Origin of the sequence: Acidithiobacillus sp. HP-2 (assembly GCF_015100155.1) — a bacterium.
In the GTDB taxonomy this organism is placed as follows: domain Bacteria; phylum Pseudomonadota; class Gammaproteobacteria; order Acidithiobacillales; family Acidithiobacillaceae; genus Acidithiobacillus.
The window spans coordinates 97414-117750 of record NZ_JACKZA010000011.1; the positions used below are offsets into that span (position 1 = coordinate 97414).

At 54.3% G+C, this 20337-nt stretch carries 24 protein-coding genes; 1 reads left to right on the forward strand and 23 read right to left on the reverse strand.

Annotation, left to right across the window (positions count from 1 at the left end; genetic code table 11):
• A complete protein-coding gene (locus tag H7F11_RS10375) occupies nucleotides 1-381 on the reverse strand; it encodes a hypothetical protein (RefSeq protein ID WP_193651211.1) in 381 nt (126 codons plus the stop codon).
• Nucleotides 317-1816 carry a sensor histidine kinase gene (locus H7F11_RS10380; RefSeq protein ID WP_193651210.1) on the reverse strand — a complete coding sequence of 500 codons (1500 nt, stop codon included), beginning with the start codon at nucleotides 1814-1816 and terminating at the stop codon, nucleotides 317-319. Before H7F11_RS10380 ends, H7F11_RS10375 begins: the two co-directional genes overlap by 65 nt.
• Nucleotides 1817-2062: 246 nt before the next feature.
• Between H7F11_RS10380 and H7F11_RS10385 the strand changes: the two genes are divergently transcribed.
• On the forward strand, nucleotides 2063-4249 hold the full coding sequence (locus H7F11_RS10385; protein ID WP_193651209.1) for a TonB-dependent receptor: 2187 nt from the start codon (nucleotides 2063-2065) through the stop codon (nucleotides 4247-4249).
• Between the two features lie 121 nt (nucleotides 4250-4370).
• On the opposite strand, the gene H7F11_RS10390 is transcribed toward H7F11_RS10385, so the two are convergent.
• From H7F11_RS10390 to H7F11_RS10490, 21 genes are all read right to left on the reverse strand, one after another.
• Complete coding sequence (locus tag H7F11_RS10390; protein WP_193651208.1) at nucleotides 4371-4616, reverse strand: hypothetical protein; 246 nt, start codon at nucleotides 4614-4616, stop codon at nucleotides 4371-4373.
• A 482-nt stretch (nucleotides 4617-5098) separates the two neighbouring features.
• Nucleotides 5099-5371 carry an oxidative damage protection protein gene (locus H7F11_RS10395; RefSeq protein WP_010640613.1) on the reverse strand — a complete coding sequence of 91 codons (273 nt, stop codon included), beginning with the start codon at nucleotides 5369-5371 and terminating at the stop codon, nucleotides 5099-5101.
• A 76-nt stretch (nucleotides 5372-5447) separates the two neighbouring features.
• Nucleotides 5448-6560 carry an A/G-specific adenine glycosylase gene (gene mutY, locus H7F11_RS10400; RefSeq protein WP_193651207.1) on the reverse strand — a complete coding sequence of 371 codons (1113 nt, stop codon included), beginning with the start codon at nucleotides 6558-6560 and terminating at the stop codon, nucleotides 5448-5450.
• The gene (locus H7F11_RS10405) at nucleotides 6557-7795 is read right to left on the reverse strand and encodes a hypothetical protein (protein ID WP_193651206.1); all 1239 of its coding nucleotides are present in this window, start codon (nucleotides 7793-7795) and stop codon (nucleotides 6557-6559) included. The genes mutY and H7F11_RS10405 overlap by 4 nt, the downstream gene beginning before the upstream one ends.
• A 31-nt stretch (nucleotides 7796-7826) precedes the next feature.
• Complete coding sequence (gene ptsP / locus H7F11_RS10410; protein WP_193651205.1) at nucleotides 7827-9539, reverse strand: phosphoenolpyruvate--protein phosphotransferase; 1713 nt, start codon at nucleotides 9537-9539, stop codon at nucleotides 7827-7829.
• Complete coding sequence (locus H7F11_RS10415) at nucleotides 9536-9808, reverse strand: HPr family phosphocarrier protein (RefSeq protein WP_075322050.1); 273 nt, start codon at nucleotides 9806-9808, stop codon at nucleotides 9536-9538. Before H7F11_RS10415 ends, ptsP begins: the two co-directional genes overlap by 4 nt.
• A gap of 129 nt (nucleotides 9809-9937) precedes the next feature.
• The gene (locus tag H7F11_RS10420; RefSeq protein WP_193651204.1) at nucleotides 9938-10345 is read right to left on the reverse strand and encodes a PTS sugar transporter subunit IIA; all 408 of its coding nucleotides are present in this window, start codon (nucleotides 10343-10345) and stop codon (nucleotides 9938-9940) included.
• The gene (rapZ, locus tag H7F11_RS10425; RefSeq protein ID WP_193651273.1) at nucleotides 10342-11241 is read right to left on the reverse strand and encodes an RNase adapter RapZ; all 900 of its coding nucleotides are present in this window, start codon (nucleotides 11239-11241) and stop codon (nucleotides 10342-10344) included. Before rapZ ends, H7F11_RS10420 begins: the two co-directional genes overlap by 4 nt.
• The gene (hprK, locus tag H7F11_RS10430) at nucleotides 11241-12173 is read right to left on the reverse strand and encodes an HPr(Ser) kinase/phosphatase (protein WP_193651203.1); all 933 of its coding nucleotides are present in this window, start codon (nucleotides 12171-12173) and stop codon (nucleotides 11241-11243) included. Before hprK ends, rapZ begins: the two co-directional genes overlap by 1 nt.
• A 20-nt stretch (nucleotides 12174-12193) precedes the next feature.
• Nucleotides 12194-12640, reverse strand: coding sequence for a PTS sugar transporter subunit IIA (locus H7F11_RS10435; protein WP_193651202.1), 447 nt, complete (start codon nucleotides 12638-12640; stop codon nucleotides 12194-12196).
• 9 nt (nucleotides 12641-12649) lie between these two features.
• Entirely contained in the window at nucleotides 12650-12991 is a 342-nt protein-coding gene (hpf, locus tag H7F11_RS10440; protein ID WP_193651201.1) for a ribosome hibernation-promoting factor, HPF/YfiA family, read from the reverse strand.
• Nucleotides 12992-13107: 116 nt separating this feature from the next.
• A complete protein-coding gene (locus tag H7F11_RS10445) occupies nucleotides 13108-14541 on the reverse strand; it encodes an RNA polymerase factor sigma-54 (protein WP_193651200.1) in 1434 nt (477 codons plus the stop codon).
• 12 nt (nucleotides 14542-14553) lie between these two features.
• Nucleotides 14554-15279: an LPS export ABC transporter ATP-binding protein gene (gene lptB, locus H7F11_RS10450; protein WP_193651199.1), complete on the reverse strand. Its 726-nt coding sequence runs from the start codon at nucleotides 15277-15279 to the stop codon at nucleotides 14554-14556.
• Complete coding sequence (lptA, locus tag H7F11_RS10455; RefSeq protein WP_227485419.1) at nucleotides 15276-15806, reverse strand: lipopolysaccharide transport periplasmic protein LptA; 531 nt, start codon at nucleotides 15804-15806, stop codon at nucleotides 15276-15278. The genes lptB and lptA overlap by 4 nt, the downstream gene beginning before the upstream one ends.
• Entirely contained in the window at nucleotides 15796-16350 is a 555-nt protein-coding gene (lptC, locus tag H7F11_RS10460) for an LPS export ABC transporter periplasmic protein LptC (RefSeq protein WP_193651197.1), read from the reverse strand. The genes lptA and lptC overlap by 11 nt, the downstream gene beginning before the upstream one ends.
• Nucleotides 16350-16901 carry a KdsC family phosphatase gene (locus tag H7F11_RS10465; protein WP_193651196.1) on the reverse strand — a complete coding sequence of 184 codons (552 nt, stop codon included), beginning with the start codon at nucleotides 16899-16901 and terminating at the stop codon, nucleotides 16350-16352. Before H7F11_RS10465 ends, lptC begins: the two co-directional genes overlap by 1 nt.
• Nucleotides 16898-17869: a KpsF/GutQ family sugar-phosphate isomerase gene (locus H7F11_RS10470; RefSeq protein WP_300249948.1), complete on the reverse strand. Its 972-nt coding sequence runs from the start codon at nucleotides 17867-17869 to the stop codon at nucleotides 16898-16900. The genes H7F11_RS10465 and H7F11_RS10470 overlap by 4 nt, the downstream gene beginning before the upstream one ends.
• Before the next feature lie 24 nt (nucleotides 17870-17893).
• On the reverse strand, nucleotides 17894-18172 hold the full coding sequence (locus H7F11_RS10475; protein WP_193651194.1) for a hypothetical protein: 279 nt from the start codon (nucleotides 18170-18172) through the stop codon (nucleotides 17894-17896).
• A 27-nt stretch (nucleotides 18173-18199) separates the two neighbouring features.
• Complete coding sequence (locus H7F11_RS10480; protein WP_193651193.1) at nucleotides 18200-18634, reverse strand: hypothetical protein; 435 nt, start codon at nucleotides 18632-18634, stop codon at nucleotides 18200-18202.
• Nucleotides 18624-19301 carry a nucleotidyltransferase family protein gene (locus H7F11_RS10485; RefSeq protein WP_193651192.1) on the reverse strand — a complete coding sequence of 226 codons (678 nt, stop codon included), beginning with the start codon at nucleotides 19299-19301 and terminating at the stop codon, nucleotides 18624-18626. The genes H7F11_RS10480 and H7F11_RS10485 overlap by 11 nt, the downstream gene beginning before the upstream one ends.
• Nucleotides 19298-20320 carry an aminoglycoside phosphotransferase family protein gene (locus tag H7F11_RS10490; RefSeq protein ID WP_227485420.1) on the reverse strand — a complete coding sequence of 341 codons (1023 nt, stop codon included), beginning with the start codon at nucleotides 20318-20320 and terminating at the stop codon, nucleotides 19298-19300. Before H7F11_RS10490 ends, H7F11_RS10485 begins: the two co-directional genes overlap by 4 nt.
• Between the last annotated feature and the right edge of the window lie 17 nt (nucleotides 20321-20337).

Here is a 20337-nt window from a genome sequence, read left to right on the forward strand (position 1 = left end):
TCAGTGTCCCTGCGGGAAGCGGGCGTTTTTCTCTATTTGTACCAATTCGTTCAGTTTACGACGTAATTCAGCTTCATGCTGCTGCGACTGAAGGAGACGGTTTTGTAAATCGTTCACCTTGTTTTCCAGCTTTTGGTATCCGGGGTCTCCCGCTCGAGCATCGGCCAACTGTTTAACCAGGACAGCCGCTTCGGCTTTTTCGGAAATGCAGGATGCAGTCACCGGGGTCACTTTTTCCAGTTCGGCTATTTGTGCCTTGAGGGTTGCCAGCTCACTGGTTTTAACAATCTGTTCTCCCGGTTTGAGCAGTACGGCATTAGACGGAAGCGCTGGGACTGGGGTGCTGGCGCATCCCGTCAGCATCAGCGGAATGATGAGCATGGGAAGCATCCTGCCCAGCAAGGGGTAAACGCACTCTAAACCAGGCACCTGGTGTTTTTTTATCCTGCAATTCAAGACTTCCCCCATAACTCAACACATATTCCCTGGCAATGGCCAACCCGAGACCACTACCTTCTATTTTTCCGGAATCCGAAGCTTCGCCGCGATACAAAATATCAAAAATCTTTTCCCGCTCATCGAGATCCACTCCAGGACCCTCATCCTGAACGTCCAACACCGCCTGTTCGTCCTGTACTTGCAAATCCACCCGTATGGTACCGTTTTGAGGAGAGAATTTCACGGCATTTGACAACAAATTATCACAAATAGTGCGGAGTCGATCTGCATGCCCCCGAATACGCACCTCCTCAAGCCGGGTTTCCAGATGTAATGCATTACTTCTTAGACTGGGCTTGTAGCTCAGCAGCAGATCCTCTACAACATGAGTCAGAGATAACTCCTGCACCATGCCGGCACCCACAGGCCCCTCCGCCAGGCTAAACCGCAACAGATCTTCAATGAGGCGCTGCAAGCGTAAGCTGTTATCCCCCACAATCTGTACGATTTCCTGCTGCTCGGCACTAAGATTTTGTCCGAGATCGTCCTGCAACAACTCCGACCCTTCGCGAATGGCTGTAAGAGGCGTTTTCAGCTCGTGGGAAAGCTGACGCAGAAAATGCAGCTTGGCCGCTTCCAGAGCGTTCAGACGGTTCCGCAACCATTCCAGGCGATCTCCCAAACTGGCTATGTCGCGGGGCCCTTTGACCGTTATGGGTGTTTCCAGATCACCTGCACCCAGCCCGGACACCGCTTGATCCAGACGCCGCACCGGTCGGGTAATGAGAATAATGAACACAACAGCTACCGCGACTGACAGGGGTAAAACCAGAAGCACCTCAAAAATGGTCAGCCGTTTTATAGCCAACGCACGCGTGCCCAGTTTACCGACCTCTGTACTGATTCCTTCATTCACATCACTTTGCAGACTTTGGGCCTCCCCGCTGGCCCGGCTGAAATCACCTGCCAGAGCACTCCGGTTGCCCTCCAGGGAAACCAGGGGTAATAGCTGACGGGCACGGGAAAGATTTTCGGCCAGATGATGCAGCCGCTCCCGGTCCACCGGCGAGGGACCTGCCGCCGCAAACTGGGTACTGGCTTTTTTGTACTCGCTAAAGCTCTGATCATACAAAACGAGTAATGCCTGATCCTGCAGTACGGTGTACTGCAGGCCATAACGCTCCATGGAACGCACGGCGTTATTCATGCGATTGGCCGCATCACTCATGGCCACTGCCCGGAGAATACTGACCTGCCCCTGTTCGGCAAAATGCGCGATGGAAAGTGTCACACTGACAATGACCAATACCAGCGGCACGATGGCCAGGCCGAAACCAAACACGACCAGCTTGGAAATGGAACTCGGACGAAGAACCATGAAGGTTTGCACTCCAAAAAATACCCAGGATCCAGCGTAAATTCGCCGGAAACAAATCGCAATAATATCAGATAACCTTAATATACTTTAATAATATCCCTCTATTGCCCAGCAAAACATTAGAATTACAAACTACTGTGGAGATCGAATACGATTTTACCATGATAAAAGTGAGGAAGCGTTCACACGCGTTATCCTCAACCGCCGCAAAATTCCAAAAATAACTTTAATTATCAGGAGAATTTCATGCGACGAGCACCTATCCACCCGCTTATCGGTGCGGTCTTGCTGGCACTGGCCAACAGCTCCGAGGCAACAACCCCGATGACCATTAACATTAATCTACCAGGATTCATGACGGACTCTGCAGATGGCGCTCTGAACGCCTCGGCCAATGCGCGTGATAATGCCCATCTGGCAAGCAATACCGCGAAAATTTTGCAGAACATCCCCGGAGGTTCTGTTTCCGCCGCAGGTGGAGTATCCGGATTGCCAGTTTTAAACGGCTTGAGTGACAATCAACTGCTCTTGCAGGTTAACGGATTCAGCACCCCCAATGCCTGTGCCAATCATATGAACCCACCGCTTTCGTATCTCCCGCCAGCCGCCATTGGTCAGATAACCATCTATCCCACGGTGGTCCCGGTAAGTGTGGGGGGCAACGCTATTGGTGGAGCCGTCATCGTCAAATCGCCGCAACCAATTTTCGCAAAGCCCGGCAGCCATTTTGTGAGTGGCGGCAGCGTAGGCGGATTTTATCAAAGTAATGGCAATATTTACGGAACGCATCTGAATGCTGCGGCGGCTACCAGGCACTTCAGCATTAACTATAGCGGCTCCTATGTACATGGCGGCAACTACACGGCAGCAAAAGCTTTCAAGCCTGAAACCTACGGCATTCCCGGCGATATGGTGGCTTCATCCCTGTATGAGGCAATATACCAGAATCTCAATGCTGCCTACCGCTGGAAACAGCAGGTGTTGGAACTGGGCGTGCAATATCAGAGCATCCCCTACCAGGGATTTCCCAGTGCCCGCATGGATATGACCGGAAATCACAGTACCCGCCTTAACCTCCATTATCAGAGCCAATTTCAATGGGGTAAATTGGAATTACAGGCTTACAATCAGGTAGTTCAGCACAGCATGAACTTCCTTGCAGACAAAAACCTGGGCGCCATGATGGGCATGCCAATGAACACCCAGGGCGTGAATAACGGCGTAAAGGGTAAAATTGCTGTGCCTCTGGACACACGCAATCGCCTGGAATTCGGTGCCAGTTACAACCATGAACATCTGAACGACTGGTGGCCCCCAGCAACCAGTAAAATGAGCATGATGGGCCCCAATACTTATATAAATATCGACAATGGCAGAAGGGATCGCTATGCCGCTTTCGCCGACCTGAAAACGCAATGGGATCCACAATGGAACAGTGATCTTGGCCTGCGGCTGGAAGATGTGCGCATGAACTCCGGCCCAGTCCAAGGTTACAATGCCATGATGTATGGAAACCCGGACAACCCGCAAAGCCTGCCGGGGACATTCAACCGGAGTGATCGCCAGCGCCAGTACACCAACTGGAATTTTTCGGCCATCGTGCACTACCAGCCCGATAAACACAGTAGCTATACCCTGGGACTGGCGCGTAAAGCCCAAGCCCCCAGCCTTTACGAACTCTACCCCTGGTCCAGCAATGCCATGGCCATGAATATGATCGGCTGGTTCAACGATGGTAATGGTTATATTGGTAATATCAACCTGAAACCCGAAACAGCCAACACGGTCAGTCTGGCTGCCAATTTCCATGGCTCAGACCCACAAATCTGGCACGTGCAAATTCAGCCTTACTTTACCTACATTCATAATTATATTGGTGCGGTCCGCTGTCCGACCAGCCTTGGAGGAGCCTGTACAGCGGCGAATCTGCACGCGGAGAGCGGTTTTGTCTATTTGCAATTCGCCAATCAAAACGCCGAAATATGGGGTATCAATATGGATAGCTCTGCCCGTCTGGCAAAAACCCGGCGTTATGGAACATTTACGCTGTTGGCAAATGCCGCCTATGTGCGCGGGGATAACTTGAGCAGCCATACGCCCCTCTACCACATGATGCCCTTAAACTTGCGACTTGCCCTGCATCAAAACTGGGGAGCATGGCGCAACACCATCGAAGAACAGCTGGTTGCCGCAAAAAACCAGGTAGACACCCTGCGTAATGAACCGCAAACAGCTGGCTATGGCTTATTGAATCTGCGCACCGCATATCGGCAGGGCCACTGGCAGGCCAGCCTGGAACTCGCGAATCTCCTGAACCAGTTTTATGAACAACCACTGGGAGGGCTTTATCTGGGCCAGCGCCCCATGACTTATGGCACAGCACTGCCTGGTCCAGGACGTTCCGTGAACATGAGCCTGCAATATCAATTTTGATATTTCATCCAAACGGCAGTTGCCATTTTTTGATTTACCGAACGTAAAAAACCCGGAGAAGATTCCCCGGGTTTATCAACACGACTGGGATCCGCGCCATCAGGTCGCGGATTGAGGCTACTTACGCAGCCGGTTCAGCCTTCTTTTCTTCCACTTTCTTGGCCATTTCAGGCTTCTTCATTTCAGCCTTCTTCACCATTTTCTTGTGCTCAATTTTCTTGTGCTCGGCCTTCTTCACCATTTTGTGCTCAGGCGCTTTGTGCTCAACCATCTTTTCAGGAGCCTTGGCAGGCACTTCGGTGGTCGCAAAAGCAGCAGTAGCAGTCAAGAAAGACAATGCAGCAGTCAGGGCAACAATTTTCTTCATAAATAAGCTCTCCTCAAAAGGTGGTTCCAGATTTCCGCTTGTAGCGGCGCTGTTTCAGCAGCGATAATCTCTTAGCATAACGCGTGCCAACTTTTTAATTTAATGATTATAATAAGAAAATAAAATATAAAAACATTCATGGCGCTGAAACAGGCAGAATCAACCTTAACGTCCCATCTCCAGTCAATAAAAATCCGGGCACGAAAACTCCCAGTGCAAAATTATTTATGCTTAACTATCAGTCAGATAAAAATAAGTTTCTGGTTTATTCCATAGCCTGGCAGCGATCGCCGCCACCCAGGAACGCATGGTAATACGTCACTTGTTAGCGACAGGTGGAAAGGATTTTGTAATAAATGGATGATCTGACGCCATGCGCGCCTGTCGTCATTCAACGACGACGCCGGAGAAACAGCTTATGGAGATGATGGGAAATATGGGAGGCCGTCGAAACGACTTCCTCCGGGTTCTTTTTGAACTGCTCAGGCAGAAGGCGGAACAAAGCCTTCAGGTTGCTGCGCGCCGTCACCAAAAAAGTAGGCTTCCATCTGTTTTTCCAGAAAAGTTCTGGACTTGGGATCTATCGGCGAAAGACGATATTCATTAATCAACATCGTCTGATGCTTCAGCCAACCCTGCCAGGCTTCCTTGGAAACTTCCTGATAAATACGCGCGCCCAGTGGGCCAGGATAAGGGGGACGATCCAGACCTTCAGCTTCGTGACCCAGTTTTACGCATTGCACCATTCGAGACATAAGAAACTTCCTCACTAGAACATCAGGATATTAAGGAGACGCCGCCCATCTTACCTGAACCTGTCTCTCGGGCAAGTTACGAAGTCTGACTGAGAATCTTGCGAACAGGGGTTGGCAATCCTTCTGCCAGGGCATTTTCCCGAGTAAACCAACGTCCTGTCAAAATCTGATCTGCGACACCCGGCACAATTTGATCGTCTTGCACAGTCGCGAGAATGCAGCGGAAGTGTAATTGAAAATGGGTAAATACATGCTTCTGAAGTATTTTCAGCGCCTTTACTTCTACGGTAAGGCCATGGCGGAGGGCACAGAACTGTCGTACCCGTTCGCGCAGCAGGATCCCATCGGCAAGAGCCTTTTGCTGATCATCACAAAGGAAGGGGAGCGCTGAACCTTCCGGATTTAATTGAGGCAGACACCAAAGCCCGCCCCATATGCCAGAATCCGGTCTTTTTTCGAGAAATATCTGTCCACTACGATCTTCTAACTGCAGAAAAAAAACGCAGCGAACGGGTTTTTCCGGCTTGCGGGTGGGCAGCGGCAGTTGTTCACTCAACCCACCCGCATAAGCCAGGCAACGCCGTTGTAAGGGGCATGCGTCGCAGTGAGGATGCCGTGGAACGCAAATCATTGCGCCGAAGTCCTGAATGGCCTGATTGTATGTGTGGGCATCAGCGGGCGTCAGTGCCTCAGCCAGCTTCCACAAATGCTGCAGGGTTTTGCTGGCCTTGGGATCGCTACGAATGGCCTGGGTCCGGATCAGGACACGACGGGCATTGGCATCGAGAATAGGGCGTTGCTGGGCAAAAGCACTGGCCAGTACTGCAGCAGCCGTACTACGCCCCACTCCCGGGAGACTTTCTGCACTTTCCGGCGTATCGGGAAATTCACCCGCAAAATCCGTCATGATTTTTTGCGCAGCACGTTGGGCGTTGCGGGCCCGGGCGTAGTAGCCCAAACCGCTCCACAAGGCCAGCACCTGATCCTGGGGCGCAACAGCCAAAGCCTCCCAATTGGGCAGGGCGTCCAGAAACCGCTGGTAATAGGGCTTGACACTTTCCACCTGGGTTTGCTGCAACATGATTTCCGCAAGCCACAAGCGATAACTGTCCCGGGTTTGTCGCCAGGGCAGACCATGGCGGCCATTTTCGCCGTACCAGTCCAGCAATATGTCGGCAATCTGCATCATGGTTTCCGACTACGGATAAGCACGTCCTCCGCCCGGATTTTTCCCCAGATCAGCTGCCCGATCTGCAGCGAGCCGGTGATCGGCCAGGTTGCGGGAAGCCTGGGTAGTACGGCCCCTGGACCCGGTTTGGGCGCGGGGAGATAGGCACCAAGGTCCAGGCGCTGCATCTTTAAGTCCAGATGAATTTCCAGGGGTTGCCAGGTTCCCGTAATATTTCCAGACCAGGGACTGCTATCCAGCAGACCATGGCGGATGGTCCAGTCGAAACGGGGATTTTTCCAGATCAGTTTACCGCTCATCTTGAAATATCGCGGGACCTTGGGGTTCGTCAATTTCGGCCAGGATAATCCCCATTTTTTAGCCAACTCCGGCAGGTGCTCTGCGCTTACGACATAACTTGTCTGACCGGTCCATTGCGCCCAGGAAAAACGGGCATTATCAACGCGAATGTGGAAATCTGACCCCGCTTGCACCGTTGCGCTGTGCATCGCAATTTTTTGCAGCCCTGGCTGAGCCTGTAAATCCTCCAGCGAACACTCCATCCGCTGCTCATGATTACCTCGCCAATGGACTTGCAGCGCGGGAATCTGCAATGCGTTATCCTGAATTTCCAGGCGCGGCATCAGCAGTTTGAAGGCATCTGGAACCTGACGAGTGCCAATCAGCAATTGCAAATTGCGCAAAGAAATTTCGCTCGTGGAGTGAATATCCATTTGCAAACGGCCTTGACCCGCATGTTGATTCCAGAACCAGCGTCCTGTAGCGGTTCCGGCACCAGAACGAGGGAAACTGGCCTGCACATCGGACAGTTGCAATACATGTCCCGCCAGACCAGACCAGCGCAAACTGCCATCGCGGATCTGGATGTCTCCCGGCAGACTGACATGCATATTGGCGGAAGAAGCTGCCGAGCCCGGGCTGGCTGGCCAGGGACCATACACAGAAGGCTGATCCAGAAAAATCTGCTGGATTTTTACATGCCCGGTAAGCAGGGGTCGCCAAAGCAAGCTCAACATCAGTCGCCGTAACTGCAAGCGGGGCTGCGCTTGTGTTCCGATCCGCAAGCCTTGCAGGGTCACCTGCAATTGCTGCTTGCCCCAATAAAAGCGGGGATTAGCCTGCAGGTTTACGGGGGCCTGCAGGCGGGTAGCGAGAATTTCTTCCAGAACAATTCGGGGGCCACCGATGAACCAGAAAACAAACATTCCGATCACCAGCAGCATCAGGAGCAGCATCAGACCTACCCCTATACGGCGCATTGGTGATCTAGCTATGTCCGGTCTCCAGGGCCACAGAAAAATCTCCTGCCAGAGCACCCATTGCCAACTGTTCGGCTTCGGCAATGGATGTCTGGCGGATAATTTCCTTCACCTCGGGGATTGCGCCCGGGTACATACTGAATTCCCGCAAACCCAAGCCCAGCAGTAATGGCGTAAAAGCCGGATTGGCCGCCATTTCGCCACACATGGCTACCGGAATACCTTTGGCGCGCCCGGCAGCAATGGTGTGCTGAATCAAAGCCAGGACGCCGACGTGCAACGGATCAAAAAGATCATTGACATCATCATCGCCACGATCAACCGCTAGGGCATATTGAATAAGATCGTTGGTCCCGATGGAGAAAAAATCGGCACAACCGGCAAAATAGTGCGCAGCCATGGCCACGGCGGGCACTTCTACCATAATCCCGAGAGGCATATCCGGATCACAGGGCAGTCCCTCGCCACGCAATTCTGCCTGCAATTCACTTACCAGCGCCCGGCTTTGCAGCAATTGGCTCATACTGCTGAGCATCGGCAGCATCAAACGCACCGGCCCCAGGGCCGAAGCCCGCAATATGGCCCGCAAATGCGGGCGAAACCACTCGGGACGACGCAGACAAAGGCGTAGTCCGCGCAAACCCAAAGCCGGATTCAGGGCATTATGTGTGGTCGTTTCGTCGTCACTTAACCCCTTGTCGGCACCAATATCCAACGAGCGGATGGTCACGGGGGCTCCCGCCATTTCGGTCACAACCCGGGAAAAGGCCTGATACTGCTCTTCTTCATCAGGAATATCGGGACGATTCATAAACAGAAACTCACTGCGATACAAACCCACACCATCGGCATTCATGCGCCTCACCAGACTGGAGTCGTCCGGTAATTCGATGTTGGCCCGCAAATGAATTTCCACACCATCGGCAGTAATGGCGGGCAGATCCCGTTGTTCTTCCAGAAGACGGCGGCGGCGCTGCCGTTGCTCCTGTAAGCCTTGATATTGGCGCAGTAACAGCGCGTCCGGTGCCACCAGAATAATGCCCTGATCACCATCGACAATGACCATGTCGCCGCTGCGTAGCAGACGACTGGCAGAATGGGCGCCAACGACTGCTGGCAGTCCAAGACTCCGTGCGAGAATGGCGGCGTGCGAGTTCGCAGCACCAAAGTCGGTCACCCAGGCCAGGACCTTGTCCTTTTTCATGAGCACGGTATCAGCAGGGCTCAACTCTTCAGCAATGATGATCTGTCCTTCCGCACTCTGCAGCGTCGGCGGCTCCCAGCCGACGAGCTGCCTTAACACCCTATCGGTCACCTGAATAATGTCTTCCCGCTTGGCACGCAGGTAGGCGTCTTCCATGCGGTCAAAAATTTCCAGCAGACGCTCCCGTTCCAGCTGAATGGCCCAGGCCGCATTGCGGTGATCTTCACGAATGGAGCGTAACGGCCTTTCCCGCAAGGCTGGGTCATCCAGCATCAGGAGATGCGCATCAATAAACAGGCGGGTATCCTGGGGTGCGTCGGCAGGAATCACGTCCCGTACCGCAAAAAGTTCATCACGGGCACTGCTGAGAGCTGCACGTAAGCGCAGCACTTCTGCCTCCACAGCTTCTGGAGCCAGAAGATGTTCGGGAATATCCAGCGTCGTCGGCTCCAGCACCAGCGCTGTGCCAATCGCAATGCCACCAGAAGCCCCTATACCTGCCAGTTCAAAACTCATGCCTCTTCCCCGAATCGGTCCTTAGCCAGCGCCAGCAAGGCATCGGCACAAGCCTGCTCTCCCTCTCCTTCGGTTTCCAATGTCAGAATGGTTCCCTGGGCTGCCGCCAGGGTCATCAAGCCCATGATACTTTTACCATTGACCCGCTGAGCATCGCGCTCCAGCCAGACAGCACAGGGGTAACGTGCCGAAAGACTGACAAACTTCGCCGAAGGCCGGGCATGCAAGCCCAACGAATTAATAATAGGATAGTCAACACGGACCGTCACAACACTCACCCCCTGACAACAAGGTCAGACTCAAATGTTTTCAGCATAACCCGACCGCGAAGGTGCGACCATAGCGCCGACAACACCGGGTATTGTGGCGAATGACCGCTACCCGTTCCAGGCTTATGTTCAGGTACGCGGCGCAGCACGCAGAGCAAGAATATCCACAACGCCCTGCACAGCCCCATCCAAGGCCCCCTGACGGGCTGCGGTCAGACCTTCTTCGCGCCGCGATAAAGCCCGCAGCAGCATCGCCAGATTCAAACCGCTGATGGCTGCCACGCGGTCTTCGGGAAGAATTGCCGGAATCAGGTTTGCCGGGGTTGCTCCGTAAAGATCGTTGAGAATCAGCATGGCATCGCCTTCCGGCAGTTTTTCAATGAATTCCCACAGGCGCCTGCGCCCGGTTTCGGGATTAGCGTCGGGCAAAATCTCCACAACTTCGACGGCTGCTGGCATGGTCCCGAAAATATGTTCCAGGGTATTGGCAAATGCCACGCCCATACCTGCATGGGTCAGCAGAACAAGGTGAATCATGTCAAAGTCTCGGTGACATTCAGTTCACGATGCTGAATCAGAATGCGTTGGCCTTTACCCAATAATTCGCGTGCCAGAACTTCCACCATGTACACACTGCGGTGCTGCCCCCCCGTACAACCCAGGGATACCGTCACATAATTACGATGTTCCCGGGCAAAGGGGGGTAACCACACCTGCAAAAAACTCCGCAAGGATCCCAGCGCTGTCTGTAGCTCTGGACGCCCTGCCAAAAAAGCCTGTACGGCAGCATCACGCCCCGTTAAAGCCCGCAACTCCAGATCATAGTGCGGATTGGGCAAGGCGCGCAGATCAAACACAAAATCAGAATCCAGTGGCAGCCCCCGCTTGAAGGCAAAAGACTGCAGCAGCAATACCAAACCGCCATAGTGCTGCGACGCCAGACTCCAGGCCTGCACCCGCAGGCGCAACTGGTGGGTATTGATTCGGGAAGTATCCAGCCTTTTGTCTGCCATATCAGCGAGAGGTTGCACCATTTCCCGCTCTCTTTGCAGCGCTTTCAGCAGGGATTCACCAGGAGTAGCCGCATTGTCATCAGTCAGGGGATGGCGGCGGCGGGTTTCACTGTAGCGCTGCAACAGGGTGTCTTCGCCCGCTTCCAGAAACAAAATACGTGGATGCAGACCATACGCATCCCGTAAATCTTTGAGGGCCTGTGGCAAGGCCGCAAAAAAATCGCGATTACGCACATCTATGCTGACGGCCGCCAAAAACGACTGCCCCTCGCGATGCGCCAGCTGCGCGCCAAAAGCCACCAGCAGGGTAGCGGGTAAATTATCCGCGCAATAATAACCCTGATCTTCGAGCGCCTGGAGCACCGTGGATTTTCCCGATCCTGACAGTCCGCTGACAATAATGAAGTCCCGCTCCGCCATCATTCCTCCCCGGCACTCAGACGTACCTGTTCTTCAAAGTCAGCGAGCATGTCGCCTCCGGACTCTTTCACATACTGGCTGCGGGCTGCCGCTTCCACCAGCACGGCAAGATTGCGCGCTGCCGAAACCGGAATGCGCAAGCGCGTCAGCGGAACCCCCAGAATATCCAGGTTGTCGACCTTACCCTGCAGTCGGTCGATGTCGGCCAGCTCCATATCCTGCATATCCTGAATTTCGACCACCAGACGAATGCGTTTGGAACGGACGATAGCCGCCGCACCAAAAAATTCCCGGATGTTGATAATACCCAGGCCCCGCACTTCCAGAAAATTCCGCAAAGGAGCCGGACAATGCCCGGTGATCACCTGAGGCGCCTCACGCACACATAATACGCTGTCATCGGCTACCAGACGGTGACCACGGCTAACCAGCTCCAGCGCCAGCTCGCTTTTGCCGATACCGGCCTCGCCCTGCAGCAACAACCCAACGCCCAGTACATCCACCAACACCCCATGCACTTGCTGCCGGGGAGCCAGCTCGCGATGCAGGTAAAGTTGCAGACGGGCGAGCACCTTCGGGGCCTCCAAGGCAGTCGTCATGACCGCCACTTGCCGGGACTGAAGTGCTTCCAGAAGTTCCGGACTCAGCGTTTCACTTTCGCACAGTACCAACAGGCTCAGCTTTCCCGTCAGAAATTGCTCGAAACTCAGGGGGTTATCCCGCAAAAACTGGAGTTCACAGGTTCCGGCGATCTGTACGACGTGAGGACGAATAAAATTCAGAAAACCGACCAGAGCCGCGCCACCAACATCGTCTTCCGCCCAGGGGTCGCCACGCAGCTGACAATCCTTATCCGGTCGATGCAGACAATCCCAGAACATCTCCTTGTGGAGATCTTCGCAAAGCCGACGCAGACTGATTTGTCTTTCCATGTCCGCGTCTTCCCTGAAAGCTAATCAGAATGGGTCATTGCGGTAAAAAATCCTTCAGCATTGCGCACCTTGAGCAAGTCTGCACGTACTGTCTCAGAGGCCAAACGTACCGCCAGGGTCGAAAGAATTTCGAGGTGAGCCGTAGCCGCCGTTCTGGGTACGGCCACCGCAATAAATACCTGCACATCCAGACCATCCGGTGCGGCAAAAGAGATTCCCTGAGCACTGCGCAGGGCCGCCAAGGCTACCTCAGTTACACCGTCAATACGGGCATGGGGAAAGGCGACACCATGGCCGATTCCGGTGGAACCCTGCTCTTCACGACTTTTCAGGGCCTGAGCAATGACGGAGGCTGTTTGTCCGGTCGACTCTGCGAGAAGTGCCGCCAAGGCGTCCAGCACGGCTCCGGCATCCGTAACCGGAGGATCAATAAGAACTTGTTGGGGAGTTAAGGGCAGAGTCGTCATGATTGAAGGTCATTCTATCTCGGCAATGGCTGCCAGACCGGAAGGATTGTCATTACGCCGGTCCTGGCGTTTTTCCTTGTAACTGTCAACCTGGCCTTCCAGTTTTTCGGTGACCAGGTCCAGGGCGCGATACATGTCGGCATGCTGGGATACGGCGTGAAACACATGACCAGCTGCATACATAGTCACATCAGCGGTATTTTCGGGATTTTCATGGGGCGCATGTTTCAGAACAACCCGGGCATCAATCACCTGATCAAAATGTCGATCAAGTTTGCCAATTTTATCTTCTGCATGGTTTTTCAGGGCTTCTGTCAGGTCCAGGTGCTGACCGGTAATGGTAATTTGCATGGCGCTCTCCTGTCCTCTTGCGAGGATTGTTTATGATAATTGCCCCTGATCGGGGTCCGGCTTCAGTGTAGCGCCAACCGCCGCCACAAAAAACCCTGTCTTATGGATGTCGAAAACTAAAGCCGCCGACGCTGGCTTGCCGGCGGGATATTGGCCGCTTCCCGATATTTGGCTACCGTCCGGCGGGCAATCTGAATGCCCTGATCGGCGAGAACCTTGGCAATTTCTGCATCACTCAGAGGATGTTTGGGATTTTCCGCCTGAGTCAATTTGATGAGCAAGGCGCGAATGGCCGTCGCCGATGCCGAGCCGCCACTGTCTGTTCCCACATGACTGGAAAAAAAGTACTTGAACTCGAAAAGACCTCGGGGGGTAACCATGTATTTCTGGTTGGTCACCCGGGATACCGTGGATTCATGCATTTCCACGGTTTCGGCAATATGACGCAACACCATGGGGCGCATGGATTCCGGTCCGTTGATAAAAAAATCCTTTTGCTTGTCCACAATCGCCCGGGCCACTTTCAAAATGGTTTCCTGGCGACTTTGCAGGCTCTTGATAAACCAGCGTGCCTCATTGAGCTGATCCTGAATATATTTATGGGCGGCATCCTTGCCCCCGGCCATTCCCGCATAACGGCGATTAATGCGCAGCTTGGGCATGGCCTCGGGATTCAGGTCCACCCGCAGGCGTTTACCGGACCAGCGCACAATCACATCGGGAATGACATACTCGGTATTTTCGCTTCCAACTTCTTCACCCGGTTTGGGGTTGAGAGCGGAAATAAGCGCCATGGCTGATCCCAGCGCGGCTTCATCAACCCCCAGGCTTGCGCACAGCCTTGGATAATCATGGCGACCCAGGGCCTGCAAATGGTCTTTGACAACATCCATCGCCAACTTTTGCACGCTGGCATCCACATCCGTCAACTGCCTGAGTTGCAACAAAAGACATTCACTCAGATCACGCGCCGCCACACCAGGAGGGTCGAAGTCCTGAACGCGCAGCAATACCCCCTGGAAGACGGCAGCATCAACGCCCATGGCAGCAGCCAGATCGTCTGGATTTTCGATCAGGTAACCGCGATCATCAATGGCGTCAATAATCATCTCCGCCATGTTGCGCTCCTCAGGACTGAAGTGCGTCATATCCGCCTGCCAGCGCAGATAGTCCTGAAGGCTTTGACTGTGACTGTTCCGTGCTTCAAAGTCGGGAAGCTCATCATCAGAACCCCCGCCTGATGCACTGGTGCCCAAATCAAACACGTCATCCCATTGACTGTCGACCGGCAAATCATCAGGCAAAGTATCTTCCGCAGCCAGATCCAGCTGGCGATCTTCACCGGAGCTTTCACCGGGTTCAGGAGCACTACCCGAAGCGCCGGATTCTTCAACGGATGCATCCTCATCCAGAAGGGGATTGCTTTCCAGCATCCCCTGAACTTCCTGTTGCAGATCAACCGTCGATAACTGCAGCAGGCGAATGGCTTGTTGCAGTTGCGGGGTCATGGCCAAATGCTGACCGAGTTTGAGTTCTAGACCTTGTTTCATTGCTTTCCAGATTCAGATTCGAAACTGATCTCCCAGATATACCTGACGGACCATGGGATCATCCACGATTTCCTGTGGGCTCCCGGCCGTCAGCACCTTCCCATCATGCAATATATAGGCACGTTCGCAAATGCCTAATGTTTCGCGCACATTATGATCGGTAATCAGGATACCAATGCCGCGTTCACGCAAGTCCTGAATAAGACGTTGGATTTCCAAAACAGAAATCGGGTCGATCCCCGCAAAAGGTTCATCCAGCAAGATGAAGCGCGGACTCATGGCCAAGGCGCGCGCAATTTCCACCCGGCGCCGCTCGCCACCAGAAAGACTGTGCCCCTTGGTGTCGCGCAACAGACCCAAATGCAATTCAGCCAGGAGCTGATCCAGGCGATCCTGGCGTTCGGCTTTACTGAGTGGCAGGGTCTCCAGAACCGCGAGAATATTATCTGCCGCGCTCATTTGCCGAAATACAGATGGTTCCTGGGGCAGGTAACCCAATCCCATGCGCGCCCGTTCATGCATGGGAAATGCAGTGATATCACGCTGCTGCAAAAAAATATGACCACGATTCGGGCGTACCAGTCCGACCATCATGTAAAAAGTGGTGGTTTTGCCAGCGCCATTGGGGCCCAGCAAGCCCACGACTTCCCCGGCGGCAACCTGAACAGAAACATCCCGGACGACCGTACGACGACGATAAGACTTGAACAGAGACTGGGCCTGGAGCAGGTCGCTCATGGCCTCCCACCGCTGGCAGAGCGGTTTGCTGCTGCGGGATAAAACACGGAGTGGACGCGCTGTCCGGGGGATGCCGTCACTGCCGTTTGCTGGTTATTCAAAAAGTACGTCACCTGCTGGCCACTGATTTCATTTTTTTCCTGCCAGAGATGGGCATCCCCTTGCAGCACAATCTCCCCCGAACCCGGTTTGTAAATCAGGGTATCTCCGTAGCCGTGGCGCTGCGCGCTGGACATGGTAAAGCTGACGGGACTACCAGTTGCCGTGGCCGTCTGTACCTTGCCCTGCAGGGCAGCTATGACGAGTTTGCTGGCATGAATGACCACGTCGCCCTGGGTCATAACGACATTGCCGAGATAAGTGGCCTGCTGGGAGGGCTTGTTTTCGGCATGCAGCGTATCTGCACTGATATGAATGGGTCCTTTGGCCAACGTCTGTTGGGCAGCAGGGGCCGCCAGGGCCGCCAGGGAAACCATCACCAGCCCGACCGGCCAGTAGCGCCCCATCGAGCCAGGCTTAAGGCGCATAAACACCACGTACATTCCGCAAAATATTGACCTCCTCGGTTTTGACCGACGCCCAGAGCCCTGTTCCGGTCATCCAGTCCTGACCATGTTCCAGGCGAACCGGATCCTGGGTGCTAATAATGCCCGTTTGCGGGTTATAGTGCACCCTCCCGGTCAGAAAACGGGTATCTGGTTTCATTGTCCCGATGACATTCCCCCACAGGGTAATCAGGTGGCTGGATCCATCGACCTTGCCCTGATTGGCGCGCAGATTCAGTTCCTGGCCGGGTCGAAAACGTTTGACTGCGACGTCTTTGAGTATGGTCTGATCGCGACGCGGTTCGTGATAGGCCGTATGCGCCGTGGCCAGCAAGTCCAGCTTCCCGGTGGCATCATACTGACGCATGACAACATCTTCAGCGGCCTGATCGCCCTTATGAATTTGACCGTGCCAGTCAATTTGCGGGAGCGACAGGGGGCGCTGCGGCCATGACCACCAGACCATTCCGGCAAGACACATAACCAGCACGGTAAAACCCAGGCTGGGAAGCCGCAAACGCAGCATCAACAATGCCCCTGTTGCCCAGCCTGGGTCAAAACGGCGGACCAGCAGCCTTTGGCCTGCAAAATCAGCTCACATAATTCCCGGACGGCCCCTCGGCCACCCTCATACTGGCTTTGCCAGTGAACCCGCCGGGTCAGTTCCGGATGGGCATCAGCCGGCGCAGTGGCCAGCCCGACGCGCTGTAAAATGGGCAAATCAATCAGATCGTCACCCATATAAGCAACCATGGCATCTTCAATATTCAGCTCCAGCTTCAGCTCACTGTAAGCCAGATGTTTGTCCTTGCAGCCCTGAAAAAGATGTTTGATACCCAGGTCCCGGGCACGATGCGCCACTGCCGGGGAAAACCGTGCGGTAATAATGGCCAATTCCACGGCATGCGCCTGCAGCAGCTTGATCCCGTAACCATCGCGCACATGAAAGGCTTTGCTTTCGGTGCCGGCATCATCAAAATACAGCCGTCCGTCGGTCATCACTCCATCCACGTCCAGGATCAGCAGCCGGATTTGCGCAGCACTTTCCATCAGGGTTTCCGCTGCCAAACGCTTCATACAATTCCGGCCCGAAGTAAATCATGCATATTCAAGGCGCCGACCAAGCGCTGATTGTCGTCCACAACCAGCAGCGCCCCCACCCGTTTGGCCTCCATCAGGGCTAAAGCCTCGGCCGCCAGTGCTTCAGCGCGGATGCTGCAGGGTTGGGCATGAGCCAGGGCAGACATGGGTTGCTCCCAGAGATCCTGACGCTCGGCAAAAGCCCGCCGCAAATCTCCATCGGTGAAAATACCCAGTACCCGATCCTCGCCATCCACCACGGCGGTCATCCCCAAGCCTTTGCTGCTCATCTCCAGAACCGCATCACGCAGCATGGTTTTCAGGAGTACCTTTGGCAAAGCCTGGCCCTGGTGCATCACATCCTGAACCCGAAGCAACAGACGCTTGCCAAGGCTTCCACCAGGATGGGAAAGCGCAAAATCATCCGCCGAAAACCCGCGCGCCTGCAGCAAGGCCATGGCCAGGGCATCGCCCATGGCCAGAGTTGCCGTGGTGGACGCCGTAGGCGCAAGATTCAGAGGACAGGCTTCGCGCAGCACACTGCAATTGAGATGCACAGCGGCACTGCGCGCCAGGGTCGACTGGGGATTGCCGGTCATGGCGAGCAGTGGTACGGCCAGACGCTTGACCACCGGAAGAATGGCCAGCAATTCAGCCGTTTCACCCGAGTTGGAGAGCGCCAGAAGACAATCAGAGCGGGTCAGCATGCCCAGATCGCCATGACTGCCCTCAGCAGGGTGCAGAAATAAAGCCGGACTGCCCGTACTGGCCAGGGTCGCGGCAATTTTTTTGCCGATGATGCCGGATTTGCCCATACCACTCACTACCACCCGGCCCGAACATTGGAGAAGTAACCCGCAAGCCTGGACAAAACTGTCGTCAAGACGTGCTTCCAATGCACTCACCGCTTCAGCCTCCAGACGCAAAACATCACGCCCGGTAGCCAACAGATTATCGACATCCATGCTTACTGCCATTCTGACAAACACTTAATCTGCACGATCACCGTCCTGTTCCTGAATGGCTTCATAGACTGCATGACATTGGGGATGTGCCGCCATGACCTTGTCAATATCCGCAAATGAAGTCTGGCGCAGCAAGGTCCAGCAACGCATATTTTCTGCAGCCAGACTTTTTGGATGATGCGCATACCAGTTGCTGCTGTCCTTGGGCGTATTACCGACAAGTTCTTGCCCCCGCGCCCACCACAACAGCAGGGCAAAAAGTGCTAGCGCACCAATAATGACCAACGTATATACAATTTTCATAAATTCTGCTGGATGACCTGGGTCAAGTTAAACTTCTTCGTGATATTGCTGATTCAACAATTGTACCAGTTTCCCTTCGCGCTCAGTAATATCCACCATCAGGCGGTCGCTGAAATCCTGCCAGAATGATTGCAGACGGGCGAGATCTTCTCCTTCAGCAAACTGACCCATCAATTCTCCGACCTTTTCAATGACTTCACGAAGTTGCAAACTGGTACTCAGGGCATTTTTAATTTGTTCGCGAGGATGAGGTATCCAGCTCCGGTCACTGACGTAAGAGCGCAAACGCTCACCATATTCCAGAACCCGTTTGCGCAACTTGCCGCCAAGCCCGATTTGCTGACTGCGTAAATCCCCCCAGACAGCGAGTTCCATCAAATCAACCCAGTCTTTCCGCCAGCGTTTTCGGAGTTCGACAGACACCGATATCGCGTCCTGAACAGCTACCAGGTCAAATTCCATCTTGCCGTACCCTGCATATTTCCTGCGCCACTAGCCATCGCTCCGGCGTACCTACATCGGTCCATATTCCCTGATACAGGGTCCCCTCCACCTCACCCGCTGCAATCCAGTGTCGCAACCAGGGTGCCAAGGGTGCCGACTGTTCCGGGTAGCCCCGCAACAGCGCCGGATCAATGCGGGCAATTCCTGCATAAGTATGACGTTCTTCGCCCTGCAACGCCACCATCCCCGCATTCAGGGCAAAGTCTCCTGCGGGATGATGGGGTGGATTGGGAACCAGGACCAAACATACAGAAGCCAAAGCCGCCTGCAGCAGAGAATCCCAGGGGAAGTCCGTACAAATATCTCCGTTGACCAGCAAAAATGGGGCATCTCCCAGTTGTGGCAAGGCCCGAATCAAAGCGCCGCCCGTCTCCAGGCGACCCGACCTTTCGTCACTATAGAAAATGCGTAGCCCCTGCCATTGATGACCCAACCTTTCCACAATCAGGTCGCCCAGATGACCAATATTGATGATAACCTCGCGGACGCCAGCAGCGGCCAGGGATTCCAGATGCCGCACGATGAGCGGTTTACCCCCGACCTCCAGTAAAGGCTTGGGAAGATGGTCCGTGTAGGGACGTAAGCGCTCACCCCGCCCGGCTGCGAGAATCATCGCCCGGGTCATCGCGCCAGCCAGGCCGAGAACTGCGGGAAAAATATTTGCAGATGCGCATCGCTGGCTAAGGCATCCAGTACATATTTGCGAAATTGCGGCAGCAAATCCAGATAACCCGACTTGCCATCACGATAGGCCAAGCGGCAAAAAATACCCAGAATCTTGATGTTGCGTTGCAATGCCATCCATTCGACACTGCGCACAAAGGACGCCTGCGGCAATGCCGCCCTGCCAGTTTTGCTGAGTCTGCCCTGAAAATCCAGAATCCATTGGTGCCGGCGGGCAGAGCCCCAATCCCAGTAACGATCCCAAAGCAAGGAGGCCAGATCATAGGTCCAGGGGCCGGTCACAGCGTCCTGAAAATCAATCATCACCAAGCGCCGGGGATCAGGCTGCAGCATGAGATTGCGGGCGTGGAAATCCCGATGGACCCATACCTGAGGCTGATTGAGGGCATTATCCTGCAACAGTGCAAAAAGCCTTTGCAAGTTCTGCTGCGCTTCTTCATCCGGCGTCACCCCCAGATGCCTGAGCAAATACCAGTCATGAAATAAAGCCAGCTCTTCGCCCAGACGTTGCCTTGAAAAAAACGGTAGCCGAGGTCGCGCATCATCCTTTCTGCCCGCGCTTTGCAGGGCAACAATGAGATCCAGCGACTGCTGCATCCAGAACTCCGTTTCCGTGCCTGTATCCAGAATGGCCTTGAGATCCATAGTTCCCAGATCTTCAAGGAGCACAAATCCCGGCTGCAACTGCGCTGCCAGAATTTTTGGCACGGGCAGCCCCGCACTTTGCCAGCGCTGCTGAACCCGTAGAAAGGGCAAAATATCCTCAGGTGGTGGCGCATCCATGAACAGCCGCTGGTCCGGCAAACGCCAGTAATGCCGGCCACTGGCATCACCGGGAATGGCCTGGGATTGTCCAGCATCCACGCCCCTGGCCTGCAGCCAGGCTGCTGCATCTGGCGATATTTGTCCGGCCGAAACAGCGGGCGTCAAAATTTTTCTGGTGTTTAGAGATTGCGACATAAAAGCATTTTGTGCGA